This is a genomic window from Brevundimonas fontaquae, assembly GCF_017086445.1.
GTDB classification, from domain to species: domain Bacteria; phylum Pseudomonadota; class Alphaproteobacteria; order Caulobacterales; family Caulobacteraceae; genus Brevundimonas; species Brevundimonas fontaquae.
The window spans coordinates 2,097,898-2,110,918 of the sequence record NZ_CP070968.1 but is presented as its reverse complement, the minus strand read 5'-3'; the positions used below and the strand labels follow the sequence as shown (position 1 = coordinate 2,110,918).

The window sequence follows — 13,021 nt, the reverse complement described above, 5'->3', positions numbered from 1 at the left end:
GCGGCCTGACGAGGATGTGTCTCTCACATACGCACGGCAGAGCGGTTTGGTGACTCCGCAACACGCTTATCCCCCAATCTGCGGCGGCACGGGCTAGACTTCCCGCTTCCGATCCCCGATTCGCAGAGCCATGACGATCCACGCCCCGCCGCCGGAAGGCGGCCGCATCATCGACGAGCCGATGGAGACGGCGCTCAGCCGCCGCTATCTGGCCTACGCCCTGTCGACCATCACCAACCGCGCGCTGCCGGACGTGCGTGACGGGTTCAAGCCCGTGCACCGGCGCATCCTCTACGCCATGCATCAGATGCGGCTGAACCCGCAGGCTGCGGCGCGCAAATGCGCCAAGGTTGTCGGCGAGGTGATGGGCGGATATCACCCTCACGGCGATGCCTCGATCTATGAGGCCCTGGTGCGCCTGGCCCAGGATTTCGCCCAGCGTTATCCGCTGGTCGATGGTCAGGGGAATTTCGGCAATATCGACGGCGATAGCGCGGCGGCCATGCGCTATACCGAGTGCAAGCTGACGCCGGCCGCGGTTCTGCTGCTGGACGGCATCGATCAGGACGCTGTTGATTTCCGGCCCACCTACGATGATCAGGACGAAGAGCCGATCGTCCTGCCCGCCGGCTTCCCGAATCTGCTGGCCAATGGTTCGTCCGGCATCGCAGTCGGCATGGCCACCTCGATCCCGCCGCACAATGTCGGCGAACTGATCGACGCCTGCCAGCTGCTGCTGGAACGGCCGGACACGACGACCGAAGACCTGGTCCAGCATGTGCCGGGTCCCGACTTCCCGACCGGGGGCGTTGCGGTTGAAGGCCATGCCTCCATCCTGGACGCATATGAAACGGGGCGGGGCGGGGTGCGCCTGCGCGCGCGCTGGGAAACCGAGGATCTGGGGCGCGGCGTGTGGCGGATCATCGTCACCGAAATGCCCTATCAGGTGCAGAAGTCGCGACTGATCGAGGCGCTGGCAGACCTGATCGAGCACAAGAAGGCGCCTCTGCTGGGCGATGTACGCGACGAGTCGGCCGAGGACATCCGCCTGATCCTGGAGCCCAAGAACCGCACCATCGAGCCTGAAATGCTGATGGAAAGCCTGTTTAAACTGTCCGACCTGGAGGTCCGCTTCCCGATCAACATGAATGTGCTGGACGCCAGCGGCACGCCGCGCGTCATGGGTCTGAAAGACTGCCTGCGCGCCTTCCTGGATCATCGGCGCGAGGTGCTGAACCGCCGTTCCCAATGGCGGATCGAGCGGGTCGAGAAGCGTCTGCATCTGCTGGAAGGCCTGCGCATCGTCTTCCTCAACCTGGACGAAGTGATCCGCATCGTCCGTGAAGAGGAGCAGCCCAAGGCTGTCCTGATCGCGCGCTTCGGCCTGACGGAGGTTCAGGCCGACTTCATCCTCGACACCCGACTGCGTCAGTTGGCGCGTCTGGAAGAGATGACGATCGAGAAGGAATTCAACGCCCTGTCCGAAGAACTTGCCAACCTGAAGGCGCTGACGTCGTCTGAAGGCAAGCAGTGGAAGGCGATCTCCAAAGAACTGGAGGCCGTGCGCAAGGCGCTGATCTCTCCGCGACGGACCACGATCGCCGAGGCGGTGGATACGTCCGCCTTCGTCGCACCCGAGGCCTTCATTCCGCGCGAGGCGATCACCGCCATACTGTCGGAACGCGGCTGGATCCGCGCCGCCAAGGGCAAGGTCGAGGATCCGTCGGAGCTGAAGTTCAAGGAAGGCGATCAACTCGCCTACCTCGTCCCGGCTTATACGACCGACAAGCTGCTGGTGGCGGCGTCGGACGGACGCATCTTCACCATCGGCGCGGACAAGCTGGCGTCCGGACGCGGCCATGGCGAGCCGCTGCGCCTGATGATCGATCTGGACGAGAAAGCAGAGATCATCAACGTCCTGGCGCATCAGCCGGGCGGCAAGCTGCTGATCGCATCCAAGGCCGGATACGGCTTCATCGCGCCAGAAGACGACACCCTGGCGCAAAAGCGCGGCGGCAAACAGGTGCTGAACGGCGAAATGCTGGCGGTGCTGCGAGTGACCGGTGATCACGTCGCGACGATCGGCGAGAACATCAAGACGCTGATCTTCCCTCTCGCCGAATTGCCAGAAATGGGACGTGGCAAGGGCGTAAAGCTGCAAAGCTTCAAACAGGGCGGCCTCGCCGACATCACCGTCTTCAACGCCGAGAACGGGCCGGAATGGGCCGATGGCGGCGGACGTCGTCGCAACTGGCCCGATTGGAAAGACTGGCTTGGCAAACGCGCCGGCGCCGGTCGCCAGGGACCAAGAGGCCTGCGGAAGTTCAGATAGGCGGCCCGCCCGTCGGTTCTAGAACAGGACCGACGGGTTCATGATCCGCTTGGGATCGATGGCTCTGCGGATGGCGGCCATGGTTTCGATCTCGAGCCGAGACTTGTAGCGCTTGACCTCTTCGGTTTTCAGCCGGCCCAGACCGTGTTCGGCGGAGATGGAGCCGTCGTAGGTTCCGACAACGTCGTGAACCACTTGCGAGCCTTCCTTCCAGCGGGCGATGAAGGCGGGGATGTCCTGACCGACGCCCGGCAGGATGTCGTAGTGCAGATTGCCGTCGCCGACATGGCCGAAGACCGAGATGCGGGCGCCGGGATGGAAGCGTTCCACGGCGGCCGAGGCCTCGTCGATGAAATCGGCGATGCGGCTGATCGGGACGGAGACGTCGTGTTTCCAGCCGCCGCCCTCGGGCTTGAGCGCCGCCGAATGTTCTTCGCGCAGACGCCAGAAGGCGGCGCGCTGGGCGTCGTTCTGAGCGATGGCGGCGTCAGTGATAAGGCCTTGCTCGAAAGCGACCTCCAGCAATGCCTCCATCTGGGCCTCGGCGCCGCCGGGCGTACCGGAGGCGATCTCGATCAGGACATACCACTCGGGCGTCGAGTCCAGCGGCTCGCGGGTGTCGGGGATGTTCTTGAGGACCAGTTCCATCCCGAGGCGCTTCATCAGTTCGAAGGCCTCCACCCCGCCGCCCGTCTCGGCCTTGGCGCGGGCGAGCAGTTTGACGGAGGCGGCGGCGGTTTCCAGCCCGACCACCGCGACGGCGCGCGAACGCATGATGGGGAACAGCTTCAGCGTGGCGGCGGTCACGACGCCCAGTGTCCCCTCGGCGCCGATCAGCAGCTGTTTCAGATCGTAGCCGGTGTTGTCCTTACGCAGCCGCTTCAGCCCCCGGTAGATTTCGCCGTTGGGCATGACCGCCTCAAGGCCCAGCACCAGGTCGCGCATCATGCCGTAACGCAGGACCTGGGTGCCGCCAGCGTTGGTGGAGATGACGCCGCCGATGGTGGCCGAGCCTTCAGCCGCCAGGCTGAGCGGAAAGTAGCGGCCGGCCGCCGTCGCCGCCTGCTGTGCTTCCAGCAGGGTCAGGCCGGTCTCGAGCGTCATGGCGTCGTCAAGCGGTGTCACATCGCGTACGGCGCGCAGCTTGCGGGTCGACAGCAGGACCTCGCCAAAGGGGATTTGGCCGCCGACCAGTCCCGTGCCGCCGCCTTGAGGCGTAATTGCGACGCCCTCGCGCGCGCAGATCGTCACGGCGCGCGCGACCTCTTCCGTCGAACGTGGGGTCAGCAGAATCGGCGTGTCGCCCGTCCAGCGATTGCGCCATTCGGTCAGCGACGGCGCGATGACCTCGGGATCCTGGGTCCAGCCGCCCGAACCGAGCGCGGCTTTCAGTTGGTCAAGCACGGCGGCGGAGGGGGCGGGCGTCTGCATGCCTCCCTTTTGTCAGGCGTCGCCGTGCGTTGGAAGGGCCGCTAGGCCCTTAGACGTCGAGTTCTTCTTTCACGAACTGGGCGTTTTCCTGAATGAACTGGAAGCGGGCGTCGGCGCGCTTGCCCATCAGGCGCTCGACCAGGTCTTCGATGCTGGCCTCGGCGTCGGGCACCGTAATGCGCGCCAGGGTGCGCTTCTTGGGATCCATGGTGGTCTCCTTGAGCTGGGAGGCCATCATTTCGCCCAGACCCTTGAACCGGCCGATCTCGGTCTTCTTGCCTTTGAAGACGGTCGCCAGCAACTCGTCGCGATGGGCGTCGTCACGGGCATATTCGCTCAAGGGTCCGGCGCTGATGCGATAGAGCGGCGGCAGGGCCATGAAGACCCGGCCTTGACGGATCGTCTCGGGCATGACGCGGTAGAAGAAGGTGATCAGCAGCGCCGCAATGTGGGCGCCGTCCACGTCGGCGTCGGTCATGATGACGATGCGCTCGTAGCGCAGGTCGTCGATGTTGAACCGGTTGCCGGGCTGGACGCCCAAGGCCAGGGCCAAGTCGGACAGCTCGACGTTGGCGCGCAGCTTATCGGCGGTGGCGGACGCGACGTTCAGAATCTTGCCGCGCAGGGGCAGGATGGCCTGGGTCGTGCGGTCGCGCGCCTGTTTGGCCGAGCCGCCCGCCGAATCGCCTTCGACGATGAAGAGTTCGGTGCCCTGGGCCGACTGACGGCTGCAGTCCGACAGCTTGCCCGGCAGACGCAGCTTGCGGGTGGCGGCGGCGCGCTGAACCTCTTTGTCTTTACGGCGGCGCAGACGGTCCTCGGCGCGATCGATGACGAAGCCCAACAGGGCGTTGGCCTGTTTGGGGCTCTCGGTCAGCCAGTGATCCAGCGGGTCGCGGAGCAGTTGCTCCACAATGCGCGCGCCCTCGGGCGAGGACAGACGGTCCTTGGTTTGGCCCTGGAATTCGGGATTGCGGATGAAGACGCTGATCAGGGCGCCGGCATTGGCGATGACGTCCTCGGCCGTGATGATCGCGGCGCGCTTCTCGTTGGTCAGTTCGCCGTAGGATTTCAGCCCCTTGACCAGGGCGGCGCGGAAGCCGGCCTCGTGGGTGCCGCCGTCGGGGGTGGAGACGGTGTTGCAGTAGGACTGGATGAAGCCGTCCGACTCGCCGAAGCCGATCGGCGACCAGGTGACGGCCCATTCGAAAGCGCCCGCTTCGCCTTGACGCTCGGCGCGGCCGGCGAAAGTCGGGGTGACGGTCTCGAGCTGACCGATACGGTCGATCAGAGCGTCGGCCAGGCCGCCGGGGAAATGCAGACTGGCTTGGGCGGGCGTGGCGTCGGTGATCCGCTCCGGCGCGCAGGTCCAGCGGATCTCAACGCCGCGGAACAGGTAGGCCTTTGACCGCGCCATGCGGAACAGGCGGGCGGGCTTGAAGGCCGCGCCCATGCCGAAGATCTCTTCATCCGGCTTGAAGCGGATCAGCGTGCCGCGCTTCTTGGACGGGCCGATCTGCTGGATCGGAGCGAGGACGTGACCGCGACTGAAGGCTTGTTTCCACTCAAATCCGTCGCGCCAGACCGTGACCTCCACGCTTTCGCTGAGGGCGTTGACGACCGAGACGCCGACGCCGTGCAAACCGCCTGAGGTTTCATAGGCTTTACCGGAAAACTTGCCGCCAGAGTGCAGCACGGTCATGACGACTTCCAGCGCCGACTTGCCGGGGTGTTTGGGGTGGGGGTCCACCGGAATGCCGCGTCCGTCGTCGCGCACCGAAAGATAGCCGTCGGCGTCCAGATCGACGGTGATCAGCTTGGCGTGTTTGGCCACCGCCTCGTCCATGGCGTTGTCCAGGACTTCGGCGAACAGGTGGTGCAGGGCGCGCTCGTCGGTGCCGCCGATATACATGCCGGGGCGTTTGCGAACGGGCTCCAGGCCTTCCAGCACCTCGATGGAGGAGGCCGAATAGCCGCTTGCGGCCGCCGTCGTGGCCGTAGCCTGAACAGGCGGCGGCGCAGGCGTTGAGATAGCAATGGGCGCAGCCGCAGCTGGGGTCACCACAACAGGCTTGGGCGGCTCGGGCTTGCGAGCTTCGGGTTCGTCGTCAAAAGCGAAGAGGTCGGCGGCCATTCACATAGTCTGAGGCGATTCGGGACCGGGTCTGGTAGGCCCGTGAGGCCGGTCGGGCAAGCGGCGCGCGAAACGGGGCCGGATCGAAGGTCACGGCGCGGGCCATAATCGCGAGCATCAGTATCCACGGCAGGTTCGCGTGGGTCAGCAGAACGCTCTCTGAAAGGCTCAAGGCGGTGAAGGCGGACAGATAGGCGATGCTCCAATAGCCTTCGCGCGCACCGAGCCCGTTCGTGCGCGCGATGACGAAGATCGCAGAGATCGCCATGATGGCGCCCACAGCCACCGCACCGGGCCAGCCCAGCTGCACGAGAAGGTCGATCCAGCCGTTGTGAGCGGAGGGGACGGGCCATTGGGTCTCGATGCGGATTTCGCGCGCGGGGATCGAGTCCACGCCCCAGAAGGCGCTGAAGCCGTATCCCGTCCAGGGGCGCTCGGCGACCTTTCGCATCAAGGCTTCCCAGATCAGAGTGCGGCCGGTCAGCGACGGGTCCTTGCCCAGCGCCTCGAGGATTGCGGCGGAGTCGGAGTTCCAGAGCCAGGTCGCGCCCGCCGCAAGGATGACGGCAAGCCAAATGCCGATGACGGTGATGACGGCGCCGCCCTGTTTCAACGCCCACCATCCGCCGATCATGCCCAAGCCCAGGCCCCAGCATAGCAGCGATGTCTTGGATTGGGTGGCGAGCACCAGGAGCGTGGTCAGGCCCAATGTCAGAAGGCAGATCCAGAACCGGTGGCTGCGGCCCGCGATATGATCGGCGGCCAGGGTCGCTGCGGCGGAGACGGCGCCCACCACCATGACCAGCCCCATCTGGTTTTTTTCGTACCAGAGGCCGCGCCAAAGGCCGGCGTTGTCGAACTGGTGCACCCCGACCTTCGGGTAGCCGAACACCATGATCAGGCTGCCGACCGCCATCACCAGACAGGTGTACATCAGGACGCGCGGCAGGGCGTCGTCACGGAAGCGGGTGCCCAGATAGATGGCGAAGGCGCTGTTGATCGCCATGGCGATGACGCGGCGCTCAGTGACCTCGGGGTCGATGGACCAGTATTTCGAGGCGAAACACAGGGCGACCAGGGCGAACATCATCAGCCATGCCGGCCAGGCGCGGATGACCTTGTCGAAGCGAAAGACGATCAGGCCGACGATGACGGCATAGACCGGCAACCAGATGAACCGCAGGATCGGCGTTTCGACCTGGGTCGGCGCGATCACGGGCGCGATCAGGGCGCCGGTCAGCATGAAGACGACGAAGCCGGCCGCCCACTGTTCCCACAGCGGCGGCGAATCATCCGGGGTCTGAACGGGCGGTTCGCGCACGGGCGCACAGTCCTTTGCGGCGCTTAAGGAACCGTGAGCGCGGCGGTGAAGGCGGCGAGGCCCTGCTCTAGATCGGCGACAAGGTCCGCAGGATCTTCAAGACCGACATGCAGTCGGATCAGTTCGCCCTCAAGCACAGGCGGATGATGGCGGTAGGCCATCTGATGCGTCTCGTGGGTGATCAGGCTTTCGAACCCGCCCCAAGAATAACCCAGGCCGAACAAGGTCAGGGCGTTCAGGAAGGCCTCGCCCGCCGCCTTGTCGCCGCCCTTCATGACTATGCCCATCAGAGACGCCGCGCCGGTGAAATCTCGCCGCCACAGATCATGACCGATCGAGCCGGGCAGGGGCGGGTAGAGGACGCGGGACACCTCGGGTCGAGCGTGCAGCCACTCCGCGACGATCAAGGCCGACCGCGCCTGTTCGGCATACCGCAGCGGCAAAGTCCGCAGGCCGCGCAGCGCCAGCCAGGCGTCGTCGGGCGACACATGCCAGCCGAGATCTTCGATGGCGTCGCCGATGGCGCGCAGGCAGGCGGGATTGTTCGAAGCGATACTGCCCATCAGCACGTCCGAATGACCGCCGACATATTTGGTGACGGCCTGAACACTGACATCCACGCCATGGGCCAGCGGACGATAGGCCAGGCCGGCGGCCCAGGTATTATCGACCACCGTCAGGACGCCTCGCGCGCGGCAGGCCCGTGCCACGGCGGCAACATCGACCATTTCGAATGTGAGAGAGACCGGCGACTCCATCAGCACCAACCGCGTGCGTTCGCCGATGGCGGCCAGAACAGCCTGCGCGTCTGCGTCTGCGGGCAAAAAGCGGGTCGTGACGCCGCGGGCCGATTGATACCGACTCAGGAACCGGCGCGTCGGACCATAGACGGCGTCCGTCGTGATCACCTCGTCGCCAGGCCTCAAAAGCGCCAGCAGCGGAACCGTGACGGCCGCAAGACCCGACGGAACGAGAAAGGCGTCCTTTGCCCCCTCCAGATCGGCCAGGGCGCGGCGAAGATCGCGTGCTGCGCTGGCGCCGCTGAGCCCATAGGTCGGCCCGTCGGTCTCGTCGCCCATGACGGCCGCGCTATCGCTCAACATCGTCGAGGCGCGTTCGATCGGGGGATTGACGCCGCGCCGACCCTGGCCGCGTCGCGTGGCGGCGGCGATCAGGCGGGTGCGGTCCGAAAGCGGCGACATGGCCCCTCCGATGGGTTGCGGATTGGTCCCTAAAGGCCTCTAAAGCCAGCGGGGCGCAAGCGGCGAGGGATAGGAACGCGATGCGGTGCTGGACGATCGGAGCGATGACCGTCGTGCTGATGACGACGGCTTGCGGGCGCAAGGACGCCAGCCCTGCGCCGGAAACCAGCCCTGCCACGCCCGCGCAAGCGTCCTCGACTGCGGTCGCAAAAAGTCCGACGCTGGCCGCCATCAAACGCCGCGGTCGCCTGAACTGCGGCGTGCATCAGGGATTGGTCGGCTTCGCCTACACCGACAATCGCGGCCAGTGGCGCGGCTTCGACGTGGACTTCTGTCGCGCGACGGCGGCGGCGGTGCTGGGCGATGCCGATGCGGTGCGGTTCGTGCCTCTGTCGGCGTCTGATCGATTCAGGGCGCTGAACGACGGCCGCATCGATGTGCTTTGGCGCAACTCGTCCTGGACCATGAGCCGCGACGCGGGCGAGGGGTTCGTTTTCGCCGGAATCAACTACTACGACGGCCAGGGCTTTCTGGTCCGGCGTTCGCTGAATCTGAACAGCGCTACAGAACTGACGGGCGCGCGGGTTTGCGTTCAGTCGGGTTCGACATCCCAGGCCAACGCCGCCGACTATTTCCGGTCTCGCGGCATCGACTATAGGCCCGTCGTGTTCGAAACGGAGGAAGCGGCGCGCGACGCCTATGGCCGTGAAGATTGCGACGCGTTCAGCGCCGACATCTCTGCGCTAGCCGCCGCGCGGACTGTGCTGACCAATCCCAACGAACATGTGATCCTGTCCGATGTCGCGTCCAAGGAGCCGCTGGGACCGGTGGTCAAGTCGGGCGACGAACGCTGGGCCTCGACCGTCCGCTGGACCCTGAACGCCCTGATGCTGGCCGAAGAACTCGGGGTCACCAAGGCCAATGCCGAAGATCAGTTCAAGACCACGACGGACCCACGCGTGCGACGTCTTTTGGGCGCCGAGGGCGAGTTCGGCCCCATGCTTGGGCTGTCCGACGATTGGGCCAAGGACGCGGTCGAAGCCGCAGGGAACTATGGCGAGATCTTCGAACGAAATCTGGGATCGCAATCGGCGCTCGACCTGGCGCGCGGTTTGAACGCACAATGGAACGCGCGCCCGGCCGGCTTGATCTATGGCCTGCCGATCCGATAAGCGCCGACGCTTGCATCGCTTCCTGGGGGACAGATGACCGAGACGAAACGCGGCGGCCTTGCGCTGCACTGGCTGATGTTGATCGGTTTCGCGGTCGGTCTGATCGGGGGATTGCTGGTCAATCTGACGCTGGGAGCGGATACGGCCTGGGTGGTCTGGCTGACGGACAACGTCACCGGCCCACTGGGCCAGATCTTCCTGCGCCTGCTGTTCATGATGGTGATCCCGCTGCTGTTCTCGGCCCTGGTGGTCGGGGTGGCCGAGATGGGCGATCTCAGCTCGCTGGGTCGCGCGGGTATCAAGACCCTGCTGCTGACGATCCTTGTGTCCAGCATCGCCGTGGTGATCGGCCTGGTGATGGTCAATGTGTTCCAGCCTGGGCGAGGCGTGGATCCGGTCCTCGCGCAGCAACTGCTGGACCAGGGACGTGACGGCGCCGCCGGCATCGTCAGCGGCGCGCCCGAAACCATCCAGTTGGGTGATTTCTTCCTGGATCTGATCCCATCGAACGTCTTCACCGCTGCATCAGAGAACCAGATCCTGCCGGTGATGGTGTTCGCTCTGTTCTTCGGCATCGGCCTGGTGATGGCCAAGTCGCCTGCGACCGACCGCTTGCAGCAGGTCATCGAGGGCATGTTCGAAGTCACGATGAAGCTGATCAACCTCTTCATCAAACTGGCCCCCATCGCCATCGCCTGCCTGATGTTCAATCTGGCCGCCCTGTTCGGCTGGGACCTTTTGGTGCGTCTGGCAGCCTATGTCGGCGTCGCGGTGGGCGCGATGGCGATCCACATGTTCGTCGTCTATCCGCTGGTGATCTGGCTTCTTGGCGGCCGGTCGCCGATCGCCTTCTTCAAAGGCGTGCGCGAGCCGATGGTCGTGGCCTTCTCGACCGCTTCATCCAACGCGTCTCTGCCGGTGTCGCTGAAGGCGGCCGAGCAGGAGCTGAAGCTGCCGCGCAAGATCGCCCGCTTCGTCCTTACGGTCGGCGCCACCGCCAATCAGAACGGCACGGCCCTGTTTGAAGGCGTGACGGTGCTGTTTCTGGCCCAGTTCTTCGGCATCGACCTGACGATCACGCAGCAGATCATCGTCATGCTGGTCTGCATCCTTGGGGGCATCGGTACGGCGGGCGTGCCGGCCGGTTCGCTGCCGGTCGTGGCGATGATCCTGGTGATGGTGAAGGTGCCGCCGGAGGGCATCGGCCTGATCCTGGGCGTCGACCGCTTCCTGGACATGTGCCGCACGACGCTGAACGTCACGGGCGACCTGGTTCTGGCGACTGTCGTTTCGCGCGGCGAGGAAGACGAACCGATCGACGCCGACGATGTCGTCCCCGTGGCGCCGCCGGCCTGATCTCAGCCGGTTTCCACGGGGGTGTCCGTTCGGGCGCCCCATTCAGCCCAGGAACCGTCATAAAGCCGCGACGGACGACCGAGTTCGGCTAAGCCCAGGGTCAGTATTGCTGCGGTCACTCCGGATCCGCAGGTCGTGATCACGGGTCGGCTGATATCCACACCGGCGTCCGCAAAGGCCTGCACCAAAGCTGAGCCACGCTTCATCGTGCCGTCGTCGTTTAGCAATCGGCCGTAGGGGAGGTTGAGCGCGCCGGGCATGTGGCCGCTCCGAACACCGGCGCGAGGTTCGGGCGCCGCGCCGTTGAATCGTGGTGCGCCTCGCGCATCCACGACCTGGGCGTCCTGGGCCAAGGCCGCGCGCACGTTATCCAACGAGGCGACAGCATCGGGCGCCATCTTGGCATGGAAGTCTTTGGCATCTGCGACTGAAGGCCCGGAGACGGTTGGCAGGCCGTCGTCACGCCAGCGCGGCAGGCCGCCGTCGAGCACCTGAACCCTCGTCGCGCCCATCGTCTTCAGCATCCACCAGACGCGCGCCGCCGAGAACAATCCGGCTGTATCATAGACGACGATCTGGTCATCGACGGAGAGGCCCAGGGTCCCGACCGCCGCCCCAAAGGCCTCTGGCGTCGGCATCATGTGGGGCAAAGCGCTGTCGCGATCCGATATCGCGTCCAGATCGAAGAAGACTGCGCCAGGGATATGGGTCTGTTCGAAGTCGGCGCGCGCGTCGCGGCCGTCCAGATGCCAACTGCCGTCAACGATTCGCAAATCAGGCGCGCCCAATCGCGCGGCAAGGTCTGTCGTCGAAATCAGCGGGCTCATGGGCGAGACAGGCTCAGTTGGATGACGTCGGTGCGGCGAGAGCGGAAACCAGCCTCGCAATAGGCCAGATAGAAGTGCCAGAGCCGGCGGAATCTTTCGTCAAAGCCGGAAAGCTTGCTGATCTCGCCCCAGGAGGCCTGGAAACGCTCATCCCAAAGCTTGAGCGTCGCAGCGTAGTCAAGGCCGAACCGTTCCACCGACTGCCAGGACAGACCAGCTTTCGACACGACCGGCGCCAGCCGTTCTTCGGAGGGCAGCATTCCGCCGGGGAAGACGTACTTCTGGATAAAATCCGTCCGGGCATTGTATTCGTCGAACAGGTCGTCCTGGATCGTGATGATCTGCAGTCCGGCCTTGCCGCCAGGTTGAAGGACGTCGTGGACCTTACCGAAGTAAGCGGGCCAATACTCCATGCCCACAGCCTCGAACATCTCGATGGACGCCACCCGATCAAATCGACCCTGCACATCGCGGTAGTCGATGAGCTGAATATCGGCGCGATCGCTCAGCCCCGCGTTGAACATGCGCTGGCGAGCGAAATCGTGCTGCTCTTTGGAAATCGTAATCCCAAGGACGTTGGCGCCGATCTCGCGCGCCGCAAACTCGGCGAAGCCGCCCCAGCCGCAGCCGATTTCCAGCACCGACATGCCCGGCCGAAGATCCATCATTCGGGCCAAGGCGGCGTATTTCTCACGTTGCGCCGCCTCCAGCGCTTCGCCATCGCGGCTGAAGCGGGCCGATGAATAGGTCATCGTGCCGTCCAGCCACTGGGAATAGAAGGCATTGCCCAGATCGTAATGGGCGTGGATGTTTTTCTTCGATCCGGTCTTGCTGTTACGATTGGTGCGGTGGCTCAGCCAGTTGACCACCCACATGATCAGGTTGCCGTCGAACAGGCGCCGGATGTGATCGTAGTTGTCCACCAGGGTTTCGAGCAGACCGGCCAGGTGCGGACTGTCCCACTCGCCCGCGATATAGCCTTCGGCGAACCCGATATCGCCGGCCGCAAGGACGCGGCGTGCGAACCGATAGTCGCGCACGGTCATTATGCCGCTGGGGCCCGGCTGCTTGCCTTGAAGCACATGGGTCTCGCCATTGGGCAGTTTCACCGTCAAGCGGCCGAAGGTCCAGTTTGCGGCTAGAAGCCGCAGCATCATAGCGAACACGCGCGGTGTTCGGCTGGCGACAGCTTCGATATCGGCGTGTGCGACGCTCATTTTTTGACTTTCAACGCGGAATACAAGGG

At 64.9% G+C, this 13,021-nt stretch carries 9 protein-coding genes; 3 read left to right on the top strand and 6 right to left on the bottom strand.

Annotated elements, in window-relative coordinates; all coding sequences use genetic code 11:
• Nucleotides 1–130 precede the first annotated feature (130 nt).
• Complete coding sequence (gene parC, locus JX001_RS10350; protein WP_205681007.1) at nucleotides 131–2,332, top strand: DNA topoisomerase IV subunit A; 2,202 nt, start codon at nucleotides 131–133, stop codon at nucleotides 2,330–2,332.
• Nucleotides 2,333–2,350: 18 nt separating this feature from the next.
• Here the strand turns inward: parC and JX001_RS10345 are convergent, their stop codons facing one another.
• The 4 genes from JX001_RS10345 to metC are packed head-to-tail and all read right to left on the bottom strand — an operon-like array spanning nucleotide 2,351 to nucleotide 8,420.
• Nucleotides 2,351–3,763, bottom strand: coding sequence for an FAD-binding oxidoreductase (locus JX001_RS10345; RefSeq protein WP_205681006.1), 1,413 nt, complete (start codon nucleotides 3,761–3,763; stop codon nucleotides 2,351–2,353).
• 49 nt (nucleotides 3,764–3,812) lie between these two features.
• Nucleotides 3,813–5,897 (bottom strand): DNA topoisomerase IV subunit B, encoded by a 2,085-nt coding sequence (locus tag JX001_RS10340; RefSeq protein WP_205681005.1) that lies wholly within the window; start codon nucleotides 5,895–5,897, stop codon nucleotides 3,813–3,815.
• A complete protein-coding gene (locus JX001_RS10335; RefSeq protein WP_205681004.1) occupies nucleotides 5,872–7,218 on the bottom strand; it encodes an O-antigen ligase family protein in 1,347 nt (448 codons plus the stop codon). The genes JX001_RS10340 and JX001_RS10335 overlap by 26 nt, the downstream gene beginning before the upstream one ends.
• A gap of 23 nt (nucleotides 7,219–7,241) precedes the next feature.
• Nucleotides 7,242–8,420, bottom strand: coding sequence for a cystathionine beta-lyase (gene metC, locus JX001_RS10330; RefSeq protein WP_205681003.1), 1,179 nt, complete (start codon nucleotides 8,418–8,420; stop codon nucleotides 7,242–7,244).
• Nucleotides 8,421–8,524: 104 nt separating this feature from the next.
• On the opposite strand from metC, the gene JX001_RS10325 reads away from it, so the two are divergent.
• Both JX001_RS10325 and JX001_RS10320 read left to right on the top strand, forming a co-directional pair.
• Complete coding sequence (locus JX001_RS10325) at nucleotides 8,525–9,592, top strand: amino acid ABC transporter substrate-binding protein (RefSeq protein WP_205681002.1); 1,068 nt, start codon at nucleotides 8,525–8,527, stop codon at nucleotides 9,590–9,592.
• Nucleotides 9,593–9,625: 33 nt separating this feature from the next.
• Nucleotides 9,626–10,948, top strand: a complete 1,323-nt coding sequence (locus JX001_RS10320) for a dicarboxylate/amino acid:cation symporter (RefSeq protein ID WP_205681001.1) — start codon at nucleotides 9,626–9,628, stop codon at nucleotides 10,946–10,948.
• 2 nt (nucleotides 10,949–10,950) lie between these two features.
• On the opposite strand, the gene sseA is transcribed toward JX001_RS10320, so the two are convergent.
• Nucleotides 10,951–11,775 carry a 3-mercaptopyruvate sulfurtransferase gene (sseA, locus tag JX001_RS10315; protein WP_205681000.1) on the bottom strand — a complete coding sequence of 275 codons (825 nt, stop codon included), beginning with the start codon at nucleotides 11,773–11,775 and terminating at the stop codon, nucleotides 10,951–10,953.
• Nucleotides 11,772–12,992, bottom strand: coding sequence for an SAM-dependent methyltransferase (locus tag JX001_RS10310; protein ID WP_205680999.1), 1,221 nt, complete (start codon nucleotides 12,990–12,992; stop codon nucleotides 11,772–11,774). Before JX001_RS10310 ends, sseA begins: the two co-directional genes overlap by 4 nt.
• Nucleotides 12,993–13,021 lie beyond the last annotated feature (29 nt).

Bases quoted from the DNA above. Each gene is read 5' to 3' on its own strand.
- JX001_RS10340 (WP_205681005.1), bottom strand. From the start codon at position 5,897: ATGGCCGCCGACCTCTTCGCTTTTGACGACGAACCCGAAGCTCGCAAG.
- JX001_RS10320 (WP_205681001.1), top strand. From the start codon at position 9,626: ATGACCGAGACGAAACGCGGCGGCCTTGCGCTGCACTGGCTGATGTTG.
- sseA (WP_205681000.1), bottom strand. From the start codon at position 11,775: ATGAGCCCGCTGATTTCGACGACAGACCTTGCCGCGCGATTGGGCGCG.
- metC (WP_205681003.1), bottom strand. From the start codon at position 8,420: ATGTCGCCGCTTTCGGACCGCACCCGCCTGATCGCCGCCGCCACGCGA.
- JX001_RS10325 (WP_205681002.1), top strand. From the start codon at position 8,525: ATGACCGTCGTGCTGATGACGACGGCTTGCGGGCGCAAGGACGCCAGC.
- JX001_RS10310 (WP_205680999.1), bottom strand. From the start codon at position 12,992: ATGAGCGTCGCACACGCCGATATCGAAGCTGTCGCCAGCCGAACACCG.
- JX001_RS10345 (WP_205681006.1), bottom strand. From the start codon at position 3,763: ATGCAGACGCCCGCCCCCTCCGCCGCCGTGCTTGACCAACTGAAAGCC.
- parC (WP_205681007.1), top strand. From the start codon at position 131: ATGACGATCCACGCCCCGCCGCCGGAAGGCGGCCGCATCATCGACGAG.